Source organism: Burkholderia sp. SIMBA_062 (assembly GCF_046534765.1).
Taxonomy (GTDB): Bacteria; Pseudomonadota; Gammaproteobacteria; order Burkholderiales; family Burkholderiaceae; genus Burkholderia; species Burkholderia ambifaria.
Window position 1 is genome coordinate 139,207 of sequence record NZ_JAWRYD010000008.1, and the last position, 22,476, is coordinate 161,682.

The 22,476-nt window shown below is 68.8% G+C and carries 24 protein-coding genes; 16 read left to right on the forward strand and 8 right to left on the reverse strand.

Features of this window, described 5'->3' with window-relative positions; genetic code table 11:
- Window positions 1-34: 34 nt before the first annotated feature.
- A complete protein-coding gene (locus SB786_RS10975; RefSeq protein ID WP_410727465.1) occupies window positions 35-1,561 on the reverse strand; it encodes an AMP nucleosidase in 1,527 nt (508 codons plus the stop codon).
- Between the two features lie 140 nt (window positions 1,562-1,701).
- Between SB786_RS10975 and SB786_RS10980 the strand changes: the two genes are divergently transcribed.
- The 5 genes from SB786_RS10980 to SB786_RS11000 all read left to right on the forward strand — a co-directional run bounded on the left by SB786_RS10980 (window position 1,702) and on the right by SB786_RS11000 (window position 5,223).
- Complete coding sequence (locus SB786_RS10980; RefSeq protein WP_410727466.1) at window positions 1,702-2,109, forward strand: hypothetical protein; 408 nt, start codon at window positions 1,702-1,704, stop codon at window positions 2,107-2,109.
- A 107-nt stretch (window positions 2,110-2,216) separates the two neighbouring features.
- Window positions 2,217-3,215, forward strand: a complete 999-nt coding sequence (locus SB786_RS10985) for a homoserine kinase (protein WP_410727468.1) — start codon at window positions 2,217-2,219, stop codon at window positions 3,213-3,215.
- The gene (locus SB786_RS10990; protein WP_410727469.1) at window positions 3,206-4,015 is read left to right on the forward strand and encodes a BPSS1780 family membrane protein; all 810 of its coding nucleotides are present in this window, start codon (window positions 3,206-3,208) and stop codon (window positions 4,013-4,015) included. The genes SB786_RS10985 and SB786_RS10990 overlap by 10 nt, the downstream gene beginning before the upstream one ends.
- 182 nt (window positions 4,016-4,197) lie before the next feature.
- Window positions 4,198-4,650 (forward strand): MarR family winged helix-turn-helix transcriptional regulator, encoded by a 453-nt coding sequence (locus SB786_RS10995; RefSeq protein ID WP_410727470.1) that lies wholly within the window; start codon window positions 4,198-4,200, stop codon window positions 4,648-4,650.
- A gap of 153 nt (window positions 4,651-4,803) precedes the next feature.
- Window positions 4,804-5,223, forward strand: a complete 420-nt coding sequence (locus tag SB786_RS11000; protein WP_006753396.1) for an organic hydroperoxide resistance protein — start codon at window positions 4,804-4,806, stop codon at window positions 5,221-5,223.
- Between the two features lie 108 nt (window positions 5,224-5,331).
- On the opposite strand, the gene SB786_RS11005 is transcribed toward SB786_RS11000, so the two are convergent.
- Together SB786_RS11005 and SB786_RS11010 are read right to left on the reverse strand one after the other, a co-directional pair.
- Window positions 5,332-5,508 (reverse strand): DUF3563 family protein, encoded by a 177-nt coding sequence (locus SB786_RS11005; RefSeq protein WP_006753395.1) that lies wholly within the window; start codon window positions 5,506-5,508, stop codon window positions 5,332-5,334.
- An 81-nt stretch (window positions 5,509-5,589) separates the two neighbouring features.
- The gene (locus SB786_RS11010; protein WP_410727471.1) at window positions 5,590-6,699 is read right to left on the reverse strand and encodes a PHB depolymerase family esterase; all 1,110 of its coding nucleotides are present in this window, start codon (window positions 6,697-6,699) and stop codon (window positions 5,590-5,592) included.
- A gap of 248 nt (window positions 6,700-6,947) precedes the next feature.
- Between SB786_RS11010 and SB786_RS11015 the strand changes: the two genes are divergently transcribed.
- The 4 genes from SB786_RS11015 to SB786_RS11030 all read left to right on the forward strand — a co-directional run bounded on the left by SB786_RS11015 (window position 6,948) and on the right by SB786_RS11030 (window position 10,076).
- Window positions 6,948-7,646: a phosphoesterase gene (locus tag SB786_RS11015; protein WP_410727472.1), complete on the forward strand. Its 699-nt coding sequence runs from the start codon at window positions 6,948-6,950 to the stop codon at window positions 7,644-7,646.
- Window positions 7,647-7,782: 136 nt separating this feature from the next.
- Entirely contained in the window at window positions 7,783-8,580 is a 798-nt protein-coding gene (modA, locus tag SB786_RS11020) for a molybdate ABC transporter substrate-binding protein (RefSeq protein WP_410727473.1), read from the forward strand.
- 10 nt (window positions 8,581-8,590) lie between these two features.
- Window positions 8,591-9,268 (forward strand): molybdate ABC transporter permease subunit, encoded by a 678-nt coding sequence (modB, locus tag SB786_RS11025; RefSeq protein ID WP_410727559.1) that lies wholly within the window; start codon window positions 8,591-8,593, stop codon window positions 9,266-9,268.
- Window positions 9,269-9,374: 106 nt separating this feature from the next.
- Window positions 9,375-10,076 carry an ATP-binding cassette domain-containing protein gene (locus tag SB786_RS11030; protein WP_410727474.1) on the forward strand — a complete coding sequence of 234 codons (702 nt, stop codon included), beginning with the start codon at window positions 9,375-9,377 and terminating at the stop codon, window positions 10,074-10,076.
- A gap of 169 nt (window positions 10,077-10,245) precedes the next feature.
- Here the strand turns inward: SB786_RS11030 and SB786_RS11035 are convergent, their stop codons facing one another.
- The 3 genes from SB786_RS11035 to SB786_RS11045 form a co-directional block, all read right to left on the reverse strand.
- On the reverse strand, window positions 10,246-11,085 hold the full coding sequence (locus tag SB786_RS11035; RefSeq protein WP_410727475.1) for a TOBE domain-containing protein: 840 nt from the start codon (window positions 11,083-11,085) through the stop codon (window positions 10,246-10,248).
- A gap of 48 nt (window positions 11,086-11,133) precedes the next feature.
- The gene (locus SB786_RS11040) at window positions 11,134-12,765 is read right to left on the reverse strand and encodes a CHAD domain-containing protein (protein ID WP_410727476.1); all 1,632 of its coding nucleotides are present in this window, start codon (window positions 12,763-12,765) and stop codon (window positions 11,134-11,136) included.
- 134 nt (window positions 12,766-12,899) lie between these two features.
- Window positions 12,900-13,283, reverse strand: a complete 384-nt coding sequence (locus SB786_RS11045) for a tautomerase family protein (protein WP_410727477.1) — start codon at window positions 13,281-13,283, stop codon at window positions 12,900-12,902.
- Between the two features lie 110 nt (window positions 13,284-13,393).
- On the opposite strand from SB786_RS11045, the gene SB786_RS11050 reads away from it, so the two are divergent.
- The 5 genes from SB786_RS11050 to SB786_RS11070 all read left to right on the forward strand — a co-directional run bounded on the left by SB786_RS11050 (window position 13,394) and on the right by SB786_RS11070 (window position 18,114).
- Complete coding sequence (locus SB786_RS11050; RefSeq protein ID WP_410727478.1) at window positions 13,394-14,251, forward strand: LysR family transcriptional regulator; 858 nt, start codon at window positions 13,394-13,396, stop codon at window positions 14,249-14,251.
- A 41-nt stretch (window positions 14,252-14,292) separates the two neighbouring features.
- The gene (locus SB786_RS11055; protein WP_410727479.1) at window positions 14,293-15,216 is read left to right on the forward strand and encodes a DMT family transporter; all 924 of its coding nucleotides are present in this window, start codon (window positions 14,293-14,295) and stop codon (window positions 15,214-15,216) included.
- Between the two features lie 67 nt (window positions 15,217-15,283).
- On the forward strand, window positions 15,284-16,063 hold the full coding sequence (locus SB786_RS11060) for a sensor histidine kinase (protein WP_410727480.1): 780 nt from the start codon (window positions 15,284-15,286) through the stop codon (window positions 16,061-16,063).
- A 76-nt stretch (window positions 16,064-16,139) separates the two neighbouring features.
- Window positions 16,140-17,483: a hemolysin family protein gene (locus tag SB786_RS11065; RefSeq protein WP_410727481.1), complete on the forward strand. Its 1,344-nt coding sequence runs from the start codon at window positions 16,140-16,142 to the stop codon at window positions 17,481-17,483.
- Window positions 17,484-17,529: 46 nt separating this feature from the next.
- On the forward strand, window positions 17,530-18,114 hold the full coding sequence (locus SB786_RS11070; protein WP_410727482.1) for a thiamine phosphate synthase: 585 nt from the start codon (window positions 17,530-17,532) through the stop codon (window positions 18,112-18,114).
- A 46-nt stretch (window positions 18,115-18,160) separates the two neighbouring features.
- Here the strand turns inward: SB786_RS11070 and SB786_RS11075 are convergent, their stop codons facing one another.
- Window positions 18,161-19,807: a DUF3459 domain-containing protein gene (locus SB786_RS11075; protein ID WP_410727560.1), complete on the reverse strand. Its 1,647-nt coding sequence runs from the start codon at window positions 19,805-19,807 to the stop codon at window positions 18,161-18,163.
- Between the two features lie 302 nt (window positions 19,808-20,109).
- On the opposite strand from SB786_RS11075, the gene SB786_RS11080 reads away from it, so the two are divergent.
- Window positions 20,110-20,820, forward strand: a complete 711-nt coding sequence (locus tag SB786_RS11080) for a class I SAM-dependent methyltransferase (RefSeq protein WP_410727483.1) — start codon at window positions 20,110-20,112, stop codon at window positions 20,818-20,820.
- Window positions 20,821-20,945: 125 nt separating this feature from the next.
- Here SB786_RS11080 and SB786_RS11085 read toward each other — a convergent pair whose 3' ends face one another.
- Entirely contained in the window at window positions 20,946-21,599 is a 654-nt protein-coding gene (locus SB786_RS11085; protein ID WP_410727484.1) for a DUF1345 domain-containing protein, read from the reverse strand.
- A 135-nt stretch (window positions 21,600-21,734) separates the two neighbouring features.
- Between SB786_RS11085 and SB786_RS11090 the strand changes: the two genes are divergently transcribed.
- Window positions 21,735-22,460, forward strand: coding sequence for a metallophosphoesterase (locus SB786_RS11090; protein WP_410727485.1), 726 nt, complete (start codon window positions 21,735-21,737; stop codon window positions 22,458-22,460).
- Window positions 22,461-22,476: the final 16 nt, after the last annotated feature.

Here is a 22,476-nt window from a genome sequence, read left to right on the forward strand (position 1 = left end):
AACCGGCCGGGGAGCCTTGTACAGCAAGGGTTTATTACTGAAACGCCACTTCCGCAAAGCTCCGCAGCTTGCGGCTATGGAGCTTGTCGAGCCCGTTCGTGCGCAGAATCTCCATCGCCTTCACGCCGATCTGCAGATGCTGGTCGACCTGCCCGCGATAGAACGTGTCGGCCATGCCCGGCAGCTTCAGCTCGCCGTGCAGCGGCTTGTCCGATACGCACAGCAGCGTGCCGTACGGCACGCGGAAGCGGAAACCGTTCGCGGCAATCGTCGCGCTTTCCATGTCGAGCGCGATCGCGCGGCTCTGCGACAGCCGCTGCACGGGCTCGCGGTGATCGCGCAACTCCCAGTTGCGGTTGTCGACGCTCGCGACCGTGCCCGTGCGCATCACGCGCTTCAGTTCGGCGCCTTCGAGCCGGGTGACCTCGGCCACTCCGCGCTCGAGCGCGAGCTGCACTTCGGCGAGCGCCGGGATCGGCACCCACAGCGGCAGGTCGGCATCCAGCACGTGATCCTCGCGCACGTAACCGTGCGCGAGCACGTAGTCGCCGAGGCGCTGCGTGTTGCGCAGGCCCGCGCAATGGCCGAGCATCACCCACGCATGCGGACGCAGCACCGCGATGTGATCGGTGATCGTCTTCGCGTTCGACGGACCGACGCCGATGTTGACCATCGTGATCCCGCTGCCGTCCGCGCGCTTCAGGTGATACGCGGGCATCTGCGGCAGCCGCGGCGGCGCGACGCCCTCCACGGGCTCGCTGCCGAGGTTCGCGTTGTACGTGACGACGTCGCCCGGCTCGACGAACGAGCTGTACTGGCTGCGGTACTCGCGCACTTCGGGATCGTCGCTCTCCGTCATCAGCGTGCGGCCGAGCTTCACGAACTCGTCGATATAGAACTGGTAGTTCGTGTAGAGCACGTAGTTCTGGAAATGCGTGGGCAACGTGGCCGTGTAGTGACGCAGCCGATGCAGCGAGAAATCGACGCGCGCGGCGGTGAACAGCGCGAGCGGATGCGGCTCGCCGTGCTGCGGCTCGAACGTGCCGTTGACGATGCGGTCGTCGAGATACGACAGGTCGGGCGTATCGAAAATGTCGCGCATCGCGAGCAGACGGTCGCGGTCGAGTTCGCCTTCGAGATGGATGCCTTCCGGGAACGCGAAGTGAACCGGAATCGGCTGCGACGACACGCCGATCTCGATCTTCACATGGTGGTTCTTCGCCAACAGGCGCAGCTGCTCCCGATAGTAATTCGCGAACAGGTCGGGACGCGTCACCGTCGTCTCGAACACGCCCGGGCCCGCGACGAAGCCGTACGAGCGGCGCGAATCGACGTGCGTGTTGACGTCGGTACGAATCCGCACGAACGGGTAGCACGCGCGCACGTGCTCGGTGATCGGTTCGTGGCGGCGATAACGCGCGAACGCGTCGCGCAGGAAGCCCGTATTGGTGTCGTAGATGGCCGACAGCCGCGCGACGGCGGCGACGGAATCGTCGAATGCTTCGACGGGCGGGCTCTCGGGCGTCAGCATCCGGTGCCGGCGGCTCAAATCGTTCTTCATTTTCGATACCTCATCTGATCGAACGACATTACCACGGAACCCGGTCACGCTCATGGCCGCCTGCTTGCATGTCGCTTGCACGCGAGGGCCGGACCGCGCCCAGTATTTGCTAAAATCGGTAGGTTCACTGGAGACTCATCATGAAGCCGCTCATTCTCGTCGTCGCTGCTGCCGCGTTTGCTGGCATGTTTGCCGCTGTCGGCGCCGCTTACGCCGCGGGCAGCACGCCCGACGCCGACGCGCAGGCCCGGGCCGAAGCCAACGAAGCCGCCGGCCTGCCCGATCTCCGCAAGATCAACCGGCCCGGCGCCGAAGTCACGTCGAAAGTCGACTTCGCCGACATTCGCCGCACGCCGAGCTTCCATGAAAAGAGCAGGAACGGCACCGAGGTCACCGAGTATCGCGATCGCGGCAAGCCCGTCGAGATCAACGTGAAGTCGAACTTCGGCACGCGCTACCAGATGAGCTCGACGCCCGACACGTCGCCGAAGCCGCACGACGCGGGCGTCCCGATCACGCGCCTGCCGTCGGTGAACCTGCGCTACTGATTTCCCGCCGCGCCGCGTCGGTCGCCACGCGGCGCACCGGCTCTCCCTTCACATCCTGTCGCGCCGCACGCCGCGCGCGTGCCGACAACTGACCTGACGCATCTCGCATGGCCGTTTTCACCGCTGTTTCCGACTCCGATCTCGCGCAATGGATGCGCCACTACGAACTGGGCGACGTGCTGGCGTTCCGCGGCATTCCGTCCGGTATCGAAAACAGCAACTTCTTCCTGACGACCACGCGCGGAGAGTACGTCCTGACGATCTTCGAAAAGCTGACGGCGGAGCAGCTGCCGTTCTACCTCGACCTGATGCGCCACCTGGCGAGCCACGGCGTGCCGGTGCCCGATCCGATCCCGCGCGACGACGGCGCGCTGTTCGGCCTGCTGCACGGCAAGCCGGCCGCGATCGTCACGAAGCTCGACGGCGCCGCCGAGCTCGCGCCGGGGATCGAACACTGCATCGAGGTCGGGCAGATGCTCGCGCGCCTGCACCTCGCGGGGCGCGACTATGCGCGCTACCAACCGAACCTGCGCAGCCTGCCGTGGTGGCAGGAAAACGTCCCGGCGATCGTTCCGTTCATCTCCGACGCGCAACGCACGCTGCTCGAGGACGAACTCGCGCACCAGGCCGCGTTCTTCGCGTCCGACGACTATGCGGCGCTTCCGAGCGGCCCTTGCCACTGCGACCTGTTCCGCGACAACGTGCTGTTCGCGCACGCGGCGCCCGGCACCGGTCATGACGTACGGCTCGGCGGCTTCTTCGATTTCTATTTCGCGGGCTGCGACAAATGGCTGTTCGACGTCGCGGTGACCGTCAACGACTGGTGCGTCGACCTCGCGACGGGCGTGCTCGACGTCGCGCGCGCGGACGCGCTGCTGCGTGCGTACCAGACGGTTCGGCCGTTCACGGCCGCGGAGCGCCGCCACTGGAGCGACATGCTGCGCGCGGGCGCGTACCGCTTCTGGGTGTCGCGCCTGTACGACTTCTACCTGCCCCGCGCGGCCGAAATGCTCAAACCGCACGATCCCGGTCATTTCGAACGCATCCTGCGTGAGCGTATCGCCCACACGCCCGCGCTTCCCGAGACCCATACCGCATGCAACTGATCGAAGTGCCCGCGAAAGCGGGCTATGTCTGGTTCCGTCAAGGCATCTGGCTGTTCCGCCGGAACCCCCTCGCGTTCATCACGCTGTTTTTCACGTACCTGCTGGCGATCACGCTGGTGTCGATGGTGCCCGTGATCGGTGCGGCGCTGCCGCTACTGTTCATTCCCGGCATCGCCGTCGGCTTCATGGCCGCGTGCCGCGACACGGTCGCCGGCAAGCCGGTGATGCCGACGATCCTCATCGACGGCTTCCGCTCGTACGGCTCCGCGACGACGCAGCGGCTGCTCATCCTCGGCCTGGTCTATGTCGCGCTGATGGTGGCGGTGTTCGCCGCGTCGTCCATCGTGGACGGCGGCGGCCTGCTCCACATGATGCTGGGCGCGACGAACGACACGAGTCCGACGCCGGAAGCACTTGCCGCGCAGGGCACGCTCGGCGCGCTGCTGCTCGCGACGCTGCTCTACGCGCCGGTCGCGATGCTGTTCTGGTTCGCGCCGGTGCTCACCGCGTGGCACGACATCCCGCCCGCCAAGGCGCTGTTCTTCAGCGTCGTCAGCTGCTGGCGCAATCGCGGCGCATTCGTCGTATACGGGCTGCTGTGGTTCGGCGTCGCGCTCGGCTCGTCGTTCGGCCTGTCGCTGCTGCTGCAGGCGCTCGGCGCCGGCGCCTATGTGCTGACGATCATGATGCCGGTGACCATCATCATCGTCACGATGATGTACTGCTCGTTCTACGCGACCTATCGCGGCTGCTTCGGCGTGCAGGAACCGGGCGCCCCGACGCCCACGTCCGGCCGCTGACGCCAACCCGGCCGGCGCACGCCGCCGGCCGTCCCCATCTCCTGCCGGCCGGCCCGGCGCCGGCTTCGCGGATCCCGGCTGCCGCCCGGTCCCCTGACGCCCAGCCCCTGTTCAATCGAATCTTTTGCGCGCAAAATGATTTGCGTACAAATCGTTAGCGCGTTCGCCGCGCCGCCCGGATCATGGACCGCCTCCCCCCGCTGCCCCAGACGCTCGACGAGCAACTGTGCTTCGCGCTCTACGCCACTTCGCATGCGATGACGAAGGCATACAAGCCGTTGCTCGACAAGCTGTCGCTGACCTATCCCCAGTATCTGGCCATGCTCGTGCTGTGGGAACGCGACGACATCGCGGTGAAGGACATTGCCGCCCGCCTCGACCTCGACCCGGCCACCGTCACGCCGTTACTGAAGCGGCTCGAGGCGCTCGGCTACGTCGAGCGCGTGCGCAGCGCCACCGACGAGCGCGTCGTGAACGTGCGCGTGACTGCGGAAGGACGCGCACTGAAGGTCAAGGCGCGCTCGGTGCCCGGCGATCTCTTTTGCGCGATGCAGCAAACGCCCGAGTTCCTGGTCAGGCTGCGCGCGGATCTCCAGCAGTTGCGCAACGCGCTGTCGGCCGCCAACGAAGGCTGACGAGCCGATCGGTCGCCACCCGGCCGGTACGCCGGCCATTTCTTTTGAAATTTCATTTGCACACTAATCATTTGTGTTCTATATTTCATTCGTGGCCGGCGACAACCAAGTTCGACCGGACCGCTTTCCCCTCTTTCCGACAGGAGCTGCACGATGAACATTCTGTACAAGACCAGCGCCACGAGCACGGGCGGCCGCGACGGCCGCGCGGTTTCCGCCGACAACAAGCTGGAAGTGAAGCTGGCCGCGCCGCGTGAACTCGGCGGCACGGGTGCGGAAGGCACGAACCCGGAGCAGCTGTTTGCCGCAGGTTACTCGGCCTGTTTCCTGAGCGCGATGAAATTCGTCGCCGGCCAGAACAAGCAGACGCTGCCGGCCGACACGCAAGTCACCGCGGAAGTGGGCATCGGCCCGAACGACGCGGGCGGCTTCGGGCTCGACATCGAATTGCGCGTGTCGCTGCCGGGGCTCGACAAGGCCGACGCACAGGCACTGGTCGACAAGGCGCACCACGTGTGCCCGTACTCGAACGCGACCCGCAACAACGTGCCGGTACGCCTGACGGTCATCTGACGCGACACGCGGCGCCGAATGCAAAAAGGGCGTGTGCGGCTACTTGCCGCACACGCCCTTTTGCGTGATTCGCCGGACCGGCTGACGTGCCGGCCCGCGCTGCGCTGCTTAACGCGAGCCGAACGAGAACGGACGGTTCATCGCCGCTTCGCGATCGATCTTGCGCATGCGGAATTCGAGATCGTAGATGTCGGTTGCTTCGGAGAGGTACGCGTCGGCGCGCTCTTTTGCGGCCTTTTCAGCGTTCTTGGTCAGCATCAGGAAGAGGTGGCTCAGCAGGTACATGTTCGATCTCGCAATCCAAGGGTTCTTTGACTAGGGTTTTCCCGAATTATAGGGAAAACCCTAGATCTTGGCTAGCGTCGATCAAATGGTGCGTCGTTCAGTCGCCACAGTCCGACGGTTCCCTTCGAAAAAGGACCAGATCATCGCGCTCGCATCGGGGCCGAGCGCCGCATGAAACGGCACCGTGTCGTCGCCGCCGGCCCACGCATGATCGAGCCCCTTGACGTGGCAAAGCCGCACGACCGACTCGCCGTCGCGGCGCACGTCGGTGATCTGCGCGCCTGCCTCCCGCGTCTCCACGCGCTCGCCGCCGCGCAGCGCGCCGCGGCTGTCCGCGAGCCCGTTCAGGCGCATGAACTGCACCGTGAGCTGGTCCGCGTTCTTGGGCGCGACGACATGGTCGCCGTCACCCTGCACGATCAGCGCGGGCATGCCCGGATACGTGCTGGCGTCGACCAGCGCGTCGAGCACCGCCGCCGGGTTCTGCCTCAGCCCGCGCCGCATCACGTCCATCGCACTGATGCCGGAATTCGCCTCGCCGAGCGCGGGGCCCGAGTGCAGCGCAACCGCCGCGAAGTGGTCCGGATGGTGCAGTGCGAGCAGCGCCGCGAGCCCCGCGCCGGCCGACAGCCCCGCGACGTAGACCCGCGATGCGTCGAAACCGCGCTCGTCGACGAGCGCATCGATGAGCGAGGCGACCGTATCCGCTTCGCCACGACCCGCGCGATCGGTATCCTCATACCAGTGCCAGCAGCCATGCGCGTGCGCGCGCTGCGACTGCTCCGGATACAGCACGGCGAAGCCGTGCTTGTCGGCCAGCAGGTTCATCCGTGTACCCTGCGCAAACTCGTCGACCGATTGCTGGCAACCGTGCAGCATCACGACGAGCGGCATCGCACCGCGCCGGCGGCCGGGGGGGACGTAAAGCCCGTACGCGAGCTGCTGGACGAGGCGGCCGAGCGCGGGCGCCATCGGATGCTCGCCGCGCGTCCACTCGCCTGCCGCCCATGCAGCGGCGCGCGGCCGCACGCGCGACTCCCGCGGCGGGGACAGATCAGTGGCGGCGTTCGACGCCGCAGCTTCGAGCGTATCGCGCGCGATACGCTGTGCATCGCGCGCCGCTCGTTTGGCGGCGGGGGACAGCATGCGTTTCACGCCGCCCAGCCATACCTTCGTCAGACTTTTGGTCATCAATGGGGCTCGCAGTCAGGAAAAATAGGGACACGATATTCGGTGCAGCGTTCGACTTTGTGCAATGCACCATAGCATTGTTTCTGGGATTTTTCCTGCACGCGGATAGTTCCCGGGAGCGCAAAAAACGGGCCTCGACCACCCGCGGCGCTATACTGGGGTTTAACCGCTTGTATCCGTTGTAGTCGTTCTTCCAGGCTCGCGCGTTGATTTAAGCATTCGTCCCGCCTCTGCCCGTTCCCTTCCCGATGTTCGACCTGTCGTCTCACCTGTGGATCACGATCACCGCGTTCGGTGGCGCCGGCCTGACCTTGCCGCTCGCGATCACGATCGCCGTGTGGCTGGCGCTCGGCTACTCGTGGCAGCGCGCCGCCGCGTGGCTCGGCGTGCTCGCGGCCGCGATCGGGGTCGTTGCGCTCACCAAGATCGCGTTCCTCGGTTGGGGCATCGGGATCCGCGCGTGGGACTTCACCGGATTCAGCGGCCATGCGATGCTGTCGACGTCGGTCTATCCCGTCGCGCTGTTCCTCGCGCTGATCCGCACGCGCACGCCGGTGCGCATCGCCGGCATCGCGCTCGGGCTCGCGGCCGGCATCGCGGTCGGCGTGTCGCGCGTCGCGCTCGCCGCGCATTCGCCGTCCGAATCGATCACCGGCTGCATCATCGGCGCGATCGCCGCACTGGTGTTCATCGCCGGCTCGTGGCAGGCGGTGCCGCACCGCTGGTCGGTGCCCGCGGTCGTCGCGAGCCTGGCGCTCGTCACCATCGCGCTGCATGGCGTCACTGTGCCGTCGCACCAGTGGGTTACCAAGGTGGCGCTGGAGCTGTCGGGGCACGAGCGGCCGTTCGTTCGCGCCCGCTGGAAAGCCAATCCGAACTACCGGCCGGCGTCGCAGCCGTCGTCGCTGCACCGCACCGGGTCGTCGTCGCCGTCGCTGCACGCGTGACGGGCCCTGCGCACGTCTTTCCCGCCGCGTTTCAAGTCTGAAGGTTTCATGCGTCCCGGCGCATGAACGGTATGTCGAGCGTTATAACCTGCCCTATATTACGATTACGGTTTTCAACCATTCGAACGACCAGACCATGCGCTCAATCGTCCGCCCGCTTCGCCGCACCCTGCTCCGGCTGTTGCCGCTCGCCACGCTTGCCGCGGGCATCGCGTTCAGCGCGCCGGCTTCCGCTGCCGACGAGCTGGTCGTGTCCGCGGCCGCGAGCCTGACGAACGCGTTCAAGGCAGTCGGCGATGCGTACCATAAGCAGCACCCGGACACCAAGGTGCTGTTCAACTTCGGCGCGTCGGACGTGCTGATGCAGCAAATCGCCAAGGGCGCGCCGGCTGACGTGTTCGCTTCGGCCGATCAGAAGGCGATGGATCGCGCCGTCACCGAAAAGGTCGTCGTGCCCGGCACGCGCCGCGATTTCGCCGCGAATTCGCTGGTGCTGATCGTGCCGGCGGACAGCCATGCGGCCGCGCCGACGTCGCTGAACGACCTGACCGCGCCCGGCGTGAGGCGTATCGCGTATGGCGATCCGGCCTCGGTGCCGGTCGGCCGCTATACCGAAGGCGCGCTGCGCGCGGCAGGGCTGTGGGACGCCGTCAGCGCCAAGGGCGTGCCGGCCGCCAACGTGCGCCAGAGCCTCGATTACGTCGCGCGCGGCGAAGTCGACGCGGGCTTCGTGTTCGGCACCGACGCGGCGATCATGCCGGGCCGCGTGAAGGTCGCACTGACCGTGCCGACGCAGACGGCCATCACCTATCCGATCGCGGTGGTCAAGGACAGCCGCCACGCCGCGCAGGCGCAGTCGTTCATCGACTTCGTCGCGTCGCCGCAGGGCCAGGCCGTGCTGTCGACGTTCGGCTTCAAGCCCGCGGGCAAGTGAGCACGGCATGATGCAGGACGCGTGGGTACCGCTGCTGTTGTCGCTGAAGGTTGCCGGCTGGGCGACCGCGCTCGACGTCGTGCTCGGCGTCGCCGCCGCCTTCGTGCTCGCGCGCTGGCGCTCGCCGATGCGCGACGTGGTCGATTCGCTGCTGACGCTGCCGCTCGTCCTGCCGCCGACGGTGCTCGGCTATTACCTGCTCGTGCTGCTCGGCAGGCGCGGCGTGTTCGGCGCGTGGCTCGACAAGCTCGGTATCGAACTCGTCTTCACGTGGCAGGGCGCGGTGATCGCGTCGATGGTCGTCGCGTTTCCGCTGATTCTGAAATCGGCGCGCACCGCGTTCGAAAGCGTCGATCCGCACCTCGAACGCGCGGCCCGCACGCTCGGGCTCGCCGAAGCCGCGGTGTTCTTCCGCGTGACGCTGCCGCTCGCCACGCGCGGCATCCTGGCCGGCGCCCTGCTCGCATTCGCGCGCGCGCTCGGTGAATTCGGCGCGACGCTGATGATCGCCGGCAATCTGCCCGGCCGCACACAGACGCTGTCGGTCGCGATCTATGCGGCGGTGCAGGCCGGCGACGACAGCACGGCCAACTTCCTCGTGCTGGTGACGTCGATCACCTGCGTGCTCGTGCTGCTCGCGACCGGCTGGCTCGTGCCGTCGCGCGCCGGGCGGAGCCAGCCGACATGACGCGCCGATCGCATCCGTACCGCTGTGCCGAGCCGGTCGCGGAGAAACGCGTGGCCGTTGCGCGCGCGGTTCGCGGCATGGGCGGCCCGGCACGACGGAGGCCCGCATGAGCGTCGCCGTCGACATCCGCAAGACCTACACGAGCGCCGAGCGACGCTTTACGCTCGACGTGTCGTTTGCGGCCACCGCCCAGCGCGTCGTGCTGTTCGGGCCGTCCGGCGCGGGCAAGAGCATGACGCTGCAGGCGATCGCCGGCCTGCTGTCGCCGGACGAAGGCACGATCACGCTGAACGGCGAACCCCTGTTCGATTCCGCGCGCGGCATCGACGTGCCGACCCGTGCGCGCCGCGTCGCGTACCTGTTCCAGGACTATGCGCTGTTCCCGCACCTGAACGTACGCCAGAACATCGCGTTCGGGCTCACGCCCGGCCTGCGCAACCCGCGTGCGAAGACGGCGCCGCCCGAAGTCGCGTACTGGCTGCAGGCGTTCGAGCTCGACGCGATAGCCGGCCAGTTTCCGTCGCAGTTGTCGGGCGGACAGAAGCAGCGCGTCGCGCTTGCCCGCGCGCTGGTCGCGCAGCCGCACATGCTGCTGCTCGACGAGCCGTTCGCGGCGATCGACGGCGCGATGCGCCAGCGCATGCGCCACGAGCTCGCCGAACTGCAGGCGCGGCTCGATATCCCGATGGTGCTCATCTCGCACGATCCCGACGACGTCGCCGCGTTCGGCGACCAGGTCGTGCAATTGAGCGAAGGACGCGTGCAGGCCGCAACGCCGCACGCCGAGTGGCCGACGCGCGTCGTCTGAGCGCACGCCAGCCATGGCCCGGGCGGCCACGCTGGAGCGTGAGAGAAGCCGCCCTGGCGGCATGAGCCGGAACAAGCTGGCAACGGGATCGAAGCCGGCGCGTCGTGCACGTCGGGCGGCGCCGGTTTCGCCTCGTGCTCCCGCAGTCGGAGGCGAAAACGGCGCGCGATCAGCCCGTCACCGCGAGAATCACGCTCGATGCCTTGAACAGCGCGATCGCGCGCCGGCCAACGTCGAGTTGCAACGCGCCGACGCTGTCGTTCGTGACGACGGCCGTGAGCGTCCCGCCGCCGTCGAGCGCCAGCGTCACCTCACTGTTCACCGCGCCCGCCGCGACGGTGTCGACCGTCCCGTGCAACTGGTTGCGCGCGGACACCTTCAATGTCGGTTCGGCTTCATCGGCGACCGCCAGCACGACCCACGACGCCTTCACGAGCGCGCACGCAGCCGCGCCCGGCTCCAGGCCGAGCGCATCGGCGCTTTCGTGCGTGAGCACCGCGACGATCACCTGCCCGCCGGGCAGCACCAGCGTCACTTCGTCGTTCACCGTGCCGCGCACGATCGACTCAACCTTGCCGAACAACTGGTTGCGCGCGCTCGTCTTCATGCCGATCCGGCCGATCAGCGCCCAATCGACGTCGAAGCCGGACACCGCCGCGCTCGCGGCGTCGATGAAGCGGCGATGCTCGCGCTCGATCGTGCGGAACGCGGTGATCAGCGACGTCGCGCGCGGCGTCAGCGTCGTGCCGCCGCCGCCCTTGCCGCCCGTCGAACGCGTGACGAGCGGCTCGCCGGCCAGGTTGTTCATCGTATCGATCGCATCCCACGCGGCCTTGTAGCTGAGGCCGACGGCCTTCGCCGCGCGCGTGATCGAGCCGGTGTCGCCGATCGCCGCGAGCAACGCGATGCGGGTCGCGCCGCCGAGGGTTTGCGGGCCGGCGCGCAGCCATAGTTCGCCGCCCAGTCCGAGCGGTCCGGCGGAAGAGGAAGGAGGCGACGCGTCGCTCATGGGTCTGTCTGCGGAAAACGGGGGGCCATTATAGGGAGCGCACGCCGCTCAACGCGGCTTGCCGTCGAGTCTCGGCGGACGCAGGCTCGCCAGCAGCGCCTCGGCGTCGCGCGCCGCGCGCTGCTCGAGCGCGGCACCGTAGCCGCGCACGAAACCGAGCTGATACGCGGGCGCCGCCAGTTGCTCGAGATGATGCTGCGCGACCATCGTGTCGTTCGCTTCGCCGAGCACGCTCTGCACGCGCGCGAGCGTCTTGACCGTTTCGTTGCGCGTGCGGCGCGACGCGAGCGACGCGAAGAATTCGAGCGCATAGCGCAGCCGCTTCGCATCGATCCGCACCTGGTGCCGCGCGGCCGTATCGAGCGACGTGAGGGACGGCGAAGCATACAGATGGCCGAACAGCCGCCGCACGCGCTTGGTCGCGTGTCGCCGCAGCGACGGCGCGTCGTCGTCGCCGGCGGTCGGCGGCAGCGCGAGCGTGCTCAGCCACTCGAGCCAGCCGAGCGTCAGCCGCGCATAGCGTGCCGAATGCAGCGCCTGACGCAGTTCGATGCGCGCCGCCATCGCCTGCGCGCGCGCGGCATCGAGCGTGCCGTTCCAGTCGGCGCTGCCGCCATCGGCCGCGATCAGCGCGGGCAGGCTTTCGGTCGAAAACACGTCCCAGTCGCGCACCGTGCCGAGGAGCGACGCGAGCCAGCGCAGGTCGGCACCGAAGGTTTCCTGCCACTGATCGTCCGCGAAGCGCGGAAAGAAACGCATCAGCGTGCGCAGCCGGCGCAGCGCGACGCGCATCTGGTGCACGAACTCGGGATCGTCGCGATCGAGCACGCCGCCCTCGTTGCCGAGCCATTGCGCGGCGATGTCGCCGGACAGCGCGAACAGCGCGGTTCGCTGCGTGCGGATGCCGGTCAGGTCGACGATTTTCGCCTTGACCGGCCCGGCGACGCCAGGCTCGCCCGCGCACGCGCGATCGATCACGCTGGTCAGTTGCACGAACGCGGGCCATGCGCCGCTGAGCTCGCGCGCGGCGGCGAACAGCGCGCGCAGCGCGGCCGTGCGGGCGGGGACGGTTTCCCAGTCGGGCGCCGCAAGGCGCAGCTCGACCTGGCGGCGCGGCAGGCCGGCGCCACCGTGCAGCGTGACGTCGTCGAGCGTCATCTCGACCACCACGCCGCTGTCGTCCGCCCATCGCCCGCGCCGCCGCTCGGCGACGAGCCGCAACGGCGCGGGCCCGGACGATGCGGCGACGGCCGCTTCGTCAACGGGGCCGGGCGTCATATCCTCGCCCGTGGCCTGCGCCGGTGGCGCATCGGCGAGCGGCGCCGGCGCGGCGCGCGGCGTGGCCACGGCAATGCCGGCATGCTCGGCGTCGAACCGCTCGCGCGCCACGACGCCGGGCGCAAATGCCTTGGTGCGGGACGCGACGACACGCCGCCCCTGCGCGTTCGACTCGATCCACGTCCACCAGCACTCGCCGGGGCTCGGCTCGGCCTCCTCGACCTGGCACGGCTCGATCGTCACGCGCTCGTGGCCGCGCCGCATCCGCACCTGCGGACAAATACGCCACGCACGGACGAGTTCGGCGCCGAAGTCGCGCTGCTCGCCACGGGCCCGGCTTCCCGTCTTGACCTGCCACGCATCCAGCGACAGGCACAACACGATTTCCAGCACACGCGACATGGAAGCTCCCGCACATGAAGAATCGCCGGCTCATCCTGCGTGCCGGCGTCGTCCGTGAATCAGGTTCCATAGTACACGGCGCGAAAACGCGCGGGCGACGATCTGGCCCTGTCGCCCTGTCGCCCTGTCACGCATCAAACGACGTATTGCGCGATGCCGTTGCCGAACGACCAGTCCTCCTTCAGCACTTCCACGAGACTGATGAACACGTCCTGCTGCCGCACGCCGGGCTGCCGCGCGAGGTTCTCGGCGATGGTCCGGTACAGCGCCTGTTTCTGCTCGCGCGTGCGCGTGTTGTTCGCGGTGATCTGGATCATCACGAGATCGTCGCTGCGTTCGATGTCGAGGTAGTGGCGGCCGAACACGAAGTTCTCGGCCGAGTGCTCGGTCACGACCATGAAGATGTCGTCCTCGGGCACGTTGAACGTGTGCATCAGCGCGCGGTGCACGCCGTCGACGAGCGCCGCGCGGTAGGCGGCCGGTTTGCCTTCGCGCACTGCGATACGGGTGAATGGCATGGTCCTGCTCCTTTCGGTGACGATGAAAAATCGGGAACGCAGCGTCAGGTTAGGCGCGCAGAACTATAATGAACAGTCATTAATCAATATTTCATTCATTTACATCTGAAATGAAAGTCCTCGACCTCGACGCGGTACGCGCGTTCGTGCTGGTCGCCGATCTTGCGAGCTTCACGCGCGCCGCCGACGCGCTCGGCACCACGCAGTCGGCCGTGAGCCTGAAGCTGAAGCGGCTCGAAGCACATCTCGGCAAGCCGCTGCTCGCGCGCACGCCGCGCGTCGTCAAACTGGCGGCGGACGGCGAAAACTTCCTGCCGGCTGCCCGCGCGCTGCTCGACGCGCACGACCACGCGCTCGGCGCGATTTCGGCCGGCGCGCACCGGCTGTCGCTCGGCGTCAGCGAGCACGTCGCGGTGCCCGACCTGCCGGCGGTGCTGACGAGCCTGCACCGGCAGGATCCCGGGCTGTCGCTGGAAATGCATCTGGGGATGTCGTCGAGCCTGCTGGTGCAATACGACGAACGCCGGCTCGACGCGGCGATCGTGCGGCACGAACCGGGCGAGGATCCGCCGCGCGACGACGGCACGCTGCTGTTTACCGAGCCGCTCGCCTGGCTGGCCGCGCCGGACTGGGCGCCGCGCGCGGGTGAGCCGCTGCCGCTGGCGGTGCTGGCCGGGCCGTGCGGCGTGCGAGCCGCCGCGCTGCGCGCGCTGGAGCACGCGGGGCGGCCGTGGCGCGAGCGCTTCACGGGCGGCGGCGTCGCGGCGGTCACGGCCGCCGCCGCGGCCGGGCTCGCGGTCAGCCCGCTGGCCCGGCGCGTCGCGCCGCGCACGCTGGTGGACGTCGGCGCGAAATTCGGCTTGCCGCCGCTGCCGAATTCGCAGGTCGCGCTGTATTCGCGCGTGCGCGACACCCGCGCGGCGGCCGCTCTGCGAAGGTTTGCCGACAGCCTTGCAATCTCGGCGTAAACTACGCGCTTTCGCCGCCCGCAATCCTCTGAAGAATTCCGATGACGCCCGACGCCCGCAAGCACCTCCGCGCCAACCTGCTGATGCTCGGCGCCGCCGCGATCTGGGGCTCGGCGTTCGTCGCGCAACGGCTGAGCCTCGACGTGATCGGGCCGTTCCTGTTTACGGGGCTGCGCTTTTTGCTCGGCGCACTGGTGGTGATCCCGCTGCTGACGTTCAACCCGGCGTCACGCGCGCAGTTGGCGGCGATTCGGCGCGAACCGGCGCTGCTGGTGCCGGGGCTCGCACTCGGCGCGCTGCTCGCCGTATCGATCTCGCTGCAGCAGTTCGGCCTGCAGTACACGCGCATCGCGAACGCGGGCTTCATCAGCTCGCTGTACGTCGTGATCGTGCCGCTGATCGGCGTGTTCGTCCGCCACCGGATCGGCGCCGGCACGTGGTTCGGCGCGCTGCTCGCGGCGATCGGCCTGTATTTCCTCAGCATCGACGAGCATTTCTCGGTGCTCTACGGCGACTGGTTCCAGCTCGCGGGCGCGGTCATCATCGCCGCGCACGTGATGGCCGTCGGCCATTTCGCGAAACGGCACGATCCGCTCGTGCTCGCCTTCCTGCAATTCGTCACGTGCGGCGTGGTGTGTCTCGCGGCCGGCCTCGTGATCGAGCCGGTCAGCGTCGCGATGCTGCGCAGCGCGCTGCCGACGCTGCTGTACGGCGGGCTGCTGTCGGTCGGCGTCGGCTATACGTTGCAGGTCGTCGCGCAGCGCGATGCGGCGCCCGCGCACGCGGCCGTGATCTTCAGCATGGAAGGCGTATTCGCGGCGATCGCCGGCTGGGCCGCGCTCGGCGAGACGCTGACGCTGCGCGCGCTGGTCGGCTGCGCGCTGATGCTGGCCGGCCTGCTCGCCTGCCAGTTGCTGCCGAACGGCGACGCCCGGAAAAAGGACGAGGACGCGCTGCCGGCGTGACACGCGCGCTCCCTATAATGGCGATTCGTGTGTTTTTCATGCCAACCGCTTCCAACCAGCCCGCTCCGTGACGTCCATTCCCGTCGATCCCGCCGCCGACCTGCTGCGCGAACGCGCAGCGCACTATGCCGCCGAGGCCGCGCTGTTCCTGCGCGACCAGGCGCTTTCCACCGCGTCGCACGACCTGCGCAGCCCGCTGAACGCAATGCACAGCTGGGCGTATGTGCTCGAGCGCCAGCTCGCGAGCGCCGACCCGAACCTGCAGCGCGCGCTCGCGGGCATCCGTACGGGGATCGATCAGCAGGTTGCGCTGATCGACGACGTGCTCGACGCGCCGCGCGCACAAACGCGCACGCTGGCGATCGCCCCCCAGCCATTCGCGCTGCGCCCGCTGCTCGACGACACGCTCGCGCTGGTGCGCTTCGCGCTCGCCGACGCGCGGCAGGTGAGCATCGATGCGACGCTGCCCGACGGCGAGCCATCGCTGAGCGCCGATCGCGAACGCGTCGCGCAGGCGCTCTGGACGATGCTGACGACGGCCGTCGAAGCCAGTGCCGCCGGCAACCGCGTGACGTTCACGTGCACGCTCGACGGCGCGCAGTGCGTCGCGCATGTCACCTGTGGCGTGAGCGCCGATGCGCTCGCCGATCCGGCGCTGCCGCACGCGTTCGAATCGTTCGCACGTCGCGAGATGCTGCGCACGCGCGACGCGAAGCGCGTCGCGTGGGTGCTCGCGCTGTGCCAGCGTGTCGCGCTCGCGCACGGCGGCACCTTCACGCACGCCCCGTTCGCCGACGGCGCCGTCGTCACCCTGTCGCTCTCGGTTCCCTGCGAGGCGGCGGGCTAAGCCAGCGGCCGCCCGATACATTACATCTTCCTTTCCGGCCCTATACTGTTGGGCCTGTCATGACTGGAGCGATTCCTTGTTACAGATCTTCGCGCTCATCGGCGCGTTGTTCCTGGTGGCCCTGAACGGGTTTTTCGTCGCAGCCGAATTCGGCCTCGTCAAACTGCGCGCGACGCGCGTCAAGACGCTTGCCCGCAAGCACGGCCTGCGCGGGCGCATCCTCGCCGTCGTGCACGGTCGACTCGACGCGTATCTGTCCGCGTGCCAGCTCGGCATCACGCTCGCATCGCTCGGCCTCGGCTGGGTCGGCGAGCCGGCGTTCGCGGAACTGATCGGCCCGCTGCTCGACCTGATCGGCGTGCAGTCCGAACGCATCGTGCACCTGATCTCGCTCGTGTTCGCGTTCTCGCTGATCTCGTTCCTGCACATCGTGGTCGGCGAGCTCGCGCCGAAATCGATGGCGATCCGCCAGTCGGAGAAGGTCGGCCTGTGGGTCGCGCTGCCGCTCTATGCGTTCTACTGGGCGATGTATCCGGCGATCTGGGTGCTCAACAACAGCGCGAACGCGGTGCTGCGGCTCGCGGGGCTGTCGGCCGACCACGGCGGCGATGCGCACTACTCGACCGACGAACTGAAGCTGATCCTGCGCGGCCGCCGCAGCGCCGCGGGCAACACGGCCCAGCCGGCGCGCGGCACGTACACCAACGACGAATGGAACACGCTCGCGCATTCGCTCGATTTCTCGTCGATGACGGTGTCGGACCTGATGCGGCCGGCGCATGAAATGATCGGCCTGCGCCGCGACCTGCCGCTGCCCGACAACATGGAAATCGTCGCGCGGCACCGCTTCAGCCGCTATCCGCTGTTCGAAAATGCGTCGCGCGAACAGGTCAGCGGGCTGATTCACCTGAAGGACCTGCTGCTCGCGCGTCATGCGGGCGCGGCGCTGGAGGACCTGTCCGACTACGTGCGCCCGGTGCAGTACGTGAAGCCCGACACGCCGGCGCTGGAACTGTTCCGCCGCTTCCGCAAGGGCGCGCCGCACTTCGCGCTGGTCGGCAACAAGGGCGAGAAGCCGATCGGGTTCCTGACGCTCGACAACCTGCTCGGCGCGCTGGTCGGCCAGATCCACGACGAGTTCCGCCAGGGCGACGCGGACTGGACCCGACTCGACGACGGCACGCTGATGGGCAAGGGCAGCCTGCCGGTCGTGTCGCTCGAACAGGCGCTCGGCATCGACATCGACGAAGGACGCGCGGAATCGGTCGGCGGCCTCGTGATCCAGGCGTTGAACGATTTGCCGACCGAAGGGCAGCGCGTGTCGTTCGATCGCTTCGACGTCGTCGTGAAGAAGATGAACGGGCCGCGCATCGTGCTGGTGCGCGTCTATCCGAAGACCACGAAGGAGGCCGACGAATGACGGCCGCCGCCCGGTCTCGCCGCGCTCCCCGCCCTTGCCGGACGCGATGAGCGCGACGCTGCCGCGCTGCTGCGTGATCACGCCGGAGCCGGCGTCCGCGTCGGCCGCCGATTGCCGGGCCTTCCTCGACCGGCTGTCGGCCGTGCTCGCGCGCGGCGACACGCTCGTGCAGTTACGCGTGAAGTCGTTCGACGCGGCCGCGTTCGCGCGGCTGGCCGCCGATGCGCTCGCGCGCTGCACCGCAGCCGGCGCGCAACTGATGCTCAACGGCCCGATCGACGCGGCCGGCGTGATGCAACTCGACGGCGCGGGCTGGCACCTCGACAGCGCCGCGCTACGCGCCGTCGCGCAGCGGCCGCTGCCGGCCGCGCGGCGCGTATCGGCCGCCTGCCATGCGGCCGACGATCTCGTGCTGGCCGCGCGCGCAGGCGTGGATTTCATCACGCTGTCGCCCGTGTTGCCGACGCTCAGCCATCCCGGCGCGCCGACGCTCGGCTGGACGCGATTCGCGGCATTGGCCGCGCACGCCGCGATGCCGGTCTATGCGCTCGGCGGCATGACGCGCGCGCATCTCGACGACGCGCGCCGCCACGGCGCGTATGGCGTCGCGGGCATTCGAAGCTTCTGGTGAGTGCGGCCGGGCGCGCCGGCGCCCGGTCTTCCGGGTCTTACGCGCCTTACGCGTTCAGATCGGCGCGCATTCCGCGCCATCTGCTGTCGTCGATCCGGCGCACGTCGTGCGTGAGCGCGTAGTGGTTGACGTCCCCCGTCAGCCACGCGACGAGCGAATACGGCGGCAAATCCCCGTCGTCGATCCGGTCGCGTGCGCGCGCCGGCGTCTCGAACACGACCTGTCCTCTCGGCGCATCGAACGGCAACGCGTCGGGCGACAGGTTCAGTGCGATGGTCAGCGTCTCGTCATCGGCGAGCTGCCACGACGCCACCAGCGCATCGGCATCGCCATCACCGCCCGCCTTCAACGCGTGCGCGTCCCGCGGCCGGCAATCGGCCAGCCGCGGCGCAATCAGCTTCGCGCGCACCGCAAGCGCCGACTGCACGAAATGCGCTCGATCGGCATCGCGCGCGGTTTCGTCGAAGATCAGCGGGATCTGCGGCGTGAGCAGCGACAGCGCGAGCGCGGCGAGCCCCGGCGTCTCGAGCGCGCCATGCTCGCTCTCGCGCCACACGCCGTCGGACAGCACCAGCGACGTCAGCGCCAGCCCTTCGGCGCAGGGGCCGTCGCCGGAGGCGGCCGGCTGGAACGCCGCGCCGGCCGCGGTCAATGCACGGGCCAGCGTATGGATCGACTGGTGCGCCGAAATCCCTTCGTGCGCGGTCGTGTCGCGGTCCGTCAACCGATGCAGCGCGCGTTCGCCGCAACCGTTCCACTGGGCATCGAAATGGGTATCGGCCAGATGCACCGGATGACGCTCGCTGCCGAGCACGAGGTGGATCAGCCGGTCGGCCGGCACGGCCGCGCGCACGCGGTCGGCGATCTCGCGCAGCCACGAGGTGCCGATCCGGTCGGCCTCGCGCAGCCGCAGCCCGTCGCAACGGTATTCGTCGATCCAGTACATCGCGTTGTCGCAGAAGAAGTCGCAGACTTCCGGATGATCGAGCGCGAGCGGCGGCGCCTGCAGCGGATCGTCGCGCGTATGGAAGAACGGCGCCGCGTAATGGCGCAGCGCGTCGGTGCCGCTGCCGAAGCGCGCGTAATCGAGCTCCAGCAGCACCGCGAGACCGTAGCCGTGCGCGTCGTCAATCAGCGCCTTCAGCGCGTCGGGGCCGCCCTCGGCCGCGAGCGGCGCGAACGGCAGGCTGTCGTGCGGCGACGCGAGCAACTCCAGCGCGGTCACGCCGAGACGCGCGAGCTGCGGCAGCCGGCGGCGCACGCCGTCGAAGCCGCCCACCGCGTGCGGACGAATCGCGTACAGCGCGATGTCTTCCCACGGACGTCCGCGCCAGAACGTGTTGCGCCACGTGAACGCGCGCGGATCGATGACTTCGCTCGGGCCGTTGAGTCCGTCGGGCTGCGAACGCGATGCGGGATCGGGAATCGACACGACATCGTCGAGCCGATAACGGTAACGCGCGCCCGCACCGCATTCGACGAACGCTTCGAACCAGTTCCGACCGGCGGCCGTCATCGGGACGAGCGTCGTGCCATTGCCGGTATCGAGTTCGAGCTGAACGTGCATGCTGGCCGGCGCCCACACGCGGAAATGCGTGCGCGGCGACGTGCCGAGCGCGCCGCAGGGCTGCGCGCCGGACGGCAGGCAGTGAATGTAGTGCTGCGCATACGGATCGTGCGAACAATCTGACATCATGCGCTCCTCATGCGTGCCGAGCGGCATGGCCGCGCGAACGGCGCGGCGCAGCGGGGCCCGGCATGCGACGGCCAGGCAGGGGGGAAGAAAAGTATGCGCCGGTTTCACCTTTGAAACGTATGCAATCCTCACATTTTTAAATGCGAATCGACCCCGACAACGTTTGCGCGCGACACGCGCCGAGTCGGGTAGTCGGCATACCGGAATGGCCGCTCGCCTTGTTGCACCGCGGGGCCGCGCTTACGCTCGGTGCGATGCGCGTGGACACCCCGTCCGCGCCCGAACCCGAGGCATCCGCCATGTCACTCCCCGCCAGCGCCGCGAAGTTCGATCCGGCTCGCGCGCACGAATACGCCGAACAATCCCGCATCGCGCTCGCCGGCTACGACGCATGCCATGAACTCGCCGCGTGCATGCTGGCATCGTCGATCGGCGCGGCCGATGCGCGGATCCTCGTCGTGGGGGCAGGCGGCACGGGGCAGGAAATCTGCGTGCCCGCCGCGCTCGAGCCGGGCTGGCGGTTCACGGCCGTCGATCCGTCCACGCCGATGCTCGCGCTCGCGCGCGCCAACGTCGAAGCGGCGGGTTTCGCCGCCCGCACGCACTTCATCGAGGCCGGCATCGATGCGCTGCCCGACGCGCCGGCCTTCGACGGCGCGACGCTGATCGGCGTGCTGCATCACGTGCCCGGCGACACGGCGAAGGCCGCGCTGCTGGACGCGATCGCGCGCCGCCTGAAGCCCGGCGCGCCGCTCGTGATCGCAGGCAACCATCGCCGCTACGCGGACCACCCTCGCCTGCTCGATGCGTGGCAGCAGCGCTGGCGCATGAAGGGCGCGACGCCCGACGCCGTGCGTGCGCAATTGGCGAAAATCCTGCAGGGCGCCGACCCGCCGGCGTCCGAGGAAGCCGTGTTCGAACTGCTGGACGATGCGGGTTTCGATGCGCCGCTGCGCTTTTTCTCGAGCCTGTTCTGGGGCGCGTGGATCGCGCTGCGGCGCACCGCGTGACGGGGCGCAACGACCGGTGACGGGCGTTGCGCATCGCGCATGCGCCGATGCCGTTCTTCGCGCGGCCCGCCTACCGCCGCGCGCTCGAGCGCGGCGGCACGTACGAACTCCTCAAGTAACCCGCGTCAGCTCAGCAACCCCGCCGCGACGTTGATCGACAGCCCGAGCACGGCCATGTTGAAGTAGAACGACAGGATCGACTGCGCGAGCACCGCGCGGCGCGCGGAGCGGTTCGCGAGCGACACGTCGGCCGTCTGCGACGCGACCGCGATCGTGAACGAGAAATACAGGAAATCCCAGTAGTCGGGCTCGGGATGGCGGTCGGGAAAGCGCAATGCGCGATCGCCGGTCGGCGAGCCGTAATAGAGCCGCGCGTAGTGCAGCGTGAAGATCGTCGGGATCAGGAACCACGCGCCGAACAGCGTCGCGGCCGTGATCGCGTAATGACCGAGCCCCGCGCGAAAGCCGACGCTCTTCGCGGTCGCGAGCTCGATCGCGATCGCGGCGACGCTCGCGACCGTCGCGAGGCAGATGACGGTCAGCACGGTCGTCGCGTTCTCGTCCTCGCGAATCGCGACTTCGCGCACCTTGTGATGATGCGCGGTGACCATGCGCACCCACATCAGCACGAGATACAGCCAGACCGTGCAATCCCAACCGATCAGCGCACGCGCGGTCGGCCGCAACTGGAACGGCAGCAGCACCGCGCACGCCACCCCCGCGACGAAGGCGGCGACCATGCGCGGCCGGTTGCGTAATACCTGCGGATAAAGCGTCATCGTGTGATTCCGAAAGCGGTTGGAAAGGTTCGGCCGGCGCGCGAGCGGCCCGCTGCGCATCGCCGGCGGTTACCGCCCCGATTATCGCCATTCCGGCATGTCGTTGCGATGGGCGCGAGCGCCTAAGATATCGGGATGACACCCGCCCTCTGCCACCATCCCGCGAACGCGGCCGGCCGCGACTTCGTCGTCGGCGATCTGCACGGCTGCGTGGATGTGCTGCGCGCGCTGCTGCACGACGTCGGCTTCGATCCGGCTTGCGACCGGCTGTTCTCGGTCGGCGATCTCGTCGACCGCGGCCCCGCGTCCGAAACCGCGCTCACGCTGCTCGACCGCCCGTGGTGCCATGTGGTGCGCGGCAATCACGAAGAAGTGCTGAGCCTCGTGTCGCGCGGCAAGCTGTCGCCCGATGCATGGCGCGGGATCGGCGGCGACTGGGGCGCCGATCTCCCGCCGGAACGGCTGCACGCGCACGCGGCGCGCGTCGACGCGCTGCCGCTCGTGCGCGTGATCGGCGACGGCGCCGCGCGCTTCAACGTGCTGCATGCGGAATTCTTCGGTCCGGACGCCGAACTCGACACCGGCAGCTATTCGCACGACGTGCGCGAGCGGCTGATGTGGGGCCGCGACCTGGTCCAGGGGCTCGCCGACCCGGCCCGGCAGGCCGGCCTGTCGCTGACCTGCACCGGTCATACGCCCGTGCGCGCGCCGCAGCGCATCGGCGCGCAATGGTTCATCGATACCGGCGCTTTCGCGCCGTCCGGACGCCTGACGATCGTCGAACCGCGCACGGGCGACATGTGGTCGCTCACCCAGGCCGACGCGCGCGCCCGTCATGCGGGCGAGTTGCCGCTGCCATAGGGCGGCAACGGCTTGG

Bases quoted from the DNA above. Each gene is read 5' to 3' on its own strand.
- SB786_RS10975 (WP_410727465.1), bottom strand. From the start codon at position 1,561: ATGAAGAACGATTTGAGCCGCCGGCACCGGATGCTGACGCCCGAGAGC.
- SB786_RS10980 (WP_410727466.1), top strand. From the start codon at position 1,702: ATGAAGCCGCTCATTCTCGTCGTCGCTGCTGCCGCGTTTGCTGGCATG.
- SB786_RS10985 (WP_410727468.1), top strand. From the start codon at position 2,217: ATGGCCGTTTTCACCGCTGTTTCCGACTCCGATCTCGCGCAATGGATG.
- SB786_RS10990 (WP_410727469.1), top strand. From the start codon at position 3,206: ATGCAACTGATCGAAGTGCCCGCGAAAGCGGGCTATGTCTGGTTCCGT.
- SB786_RS10995 (WP_410727470.1), top strand. From the start codon at position 4,198: ATGGACCGCCTCCCCCCGCTGCCCCAGACGCTCGACGAGCAACTGTGC.
- SB786_RS11000 (WP_006753396.1), top strand. From the start codon at position 4,804: ATGAACATTCTGTACAAGACCAGCGCCACGAGCACGGGCGGCCGCGAC.
- SB786_RS11005 (WP_006753395.1), bottom strand. From the start codon at position 5,508: ATGTACCTGCTGAGCCACCTCTTCCTGATGCTGACCAAGAACGCTGAA.
- SB786_RS11010 (WP_410727471.1), bottom strand. From the start codon at position 6,699: ATGACCAAAAGTCTGACGAAGGTATGGCTGGGCGGCGTGAAACGCATG.
- SB786_RS11015 (WP_410727472.1), top strand. From the start codon at position 6,948: ATGTTCGACCTGTCGTCTCACCTGTGGATCACGATCACCGCGTTCGGT.
- modA (WP_410727473.1), top strand. From the start codon at position 7,783: ATGCGCTCAATCGTCCGCCCGCTTCGCCGCACCCTGCTCCGGCTGTTG.
- modB (WP_410727559.1), top strand. From the start codon at position 8,591: ATGCAGGACGCGTGGGTACCGCTGCTGTTGTCGCTGAAGGTTGCCGGC.
- SB786_RS11030 (WP_410727474.1), top strand. From the start codon at position 9,375: ATGAGCGTCGCCGTCGACATCCGCAAGACCTACACGAGCGCCGAGCGA.
- SB786_RS11035 (WP_410727475.1), bottom strand. From the start codon at position 11,085: ATGAGCGACGCGTCGCCTCCTTCCTCTTCCGCCGGACCGCTCGGACTG.
- SB786_RS11040 (WP_410727476.1), bottom strand. From the start codon at position 12,765: ATGTCGCGTGTGCTGGAAATCGTGTTGTGCCTGTCGCTGGATGCGTGG.
- SB786_RS11045 (WP_410727477.1), bottom strand. From the start codon at position 13,283: ATGCCATTCACCCGTATCGCAGTGCGCGAAGGCAAACCGGCCGCCTAC.
- SB786_RS11050 (WP_410727478.1), top strand. From the start codon at position 13,394: ATGAAAGTCCTCGACCTCGACGCGGTACGCGCGTTCGTGCTGGTCGCC.
- SB786_RS11055 (WP_410727479.1), top strand. From the start codon at position 14,293: ATGACGCCCGACGCCCGCAAGCACCTCCGCGCCAACCTGCTGATGCTC.
- SB786_RS11070 (WP_410727482.1), top strand. From the start codon at position 17,530: ATGAGCGCGACGCTGCCGCGCTGCTGCGTGATCACGCCGGAGCCGGCG.
- SB786_RS11075 (WP_410727560.1), bottom strand. From the start codon at position 19,807: ATGTCAGATTGTTCGCACGATCCGTATGCGCAGCACTACATTCACTGC.
- SB786_RS11080 (WP_410727483.1), top strand. From the start codon at position 20,110: ATGTCACTCCCCGCCAGCGCCGCGAAGTTCGATCCGGCTCGCGCGCAC.
- SB786_RS11085 (WP_410727484.1), bottom strand. From the start codon at position 21,599: ATGACGCTTTATCCGCAGGTATTACGCAACCGGCCGCGCATGGTCGCC.
- SB786_RS11090 (WP_410727485.1), top strand. From the start codon at position 21,735: ATGACACCCGCCCTCTGCCACCATCCCGCGAACGCGGCCGGCCGCGAC.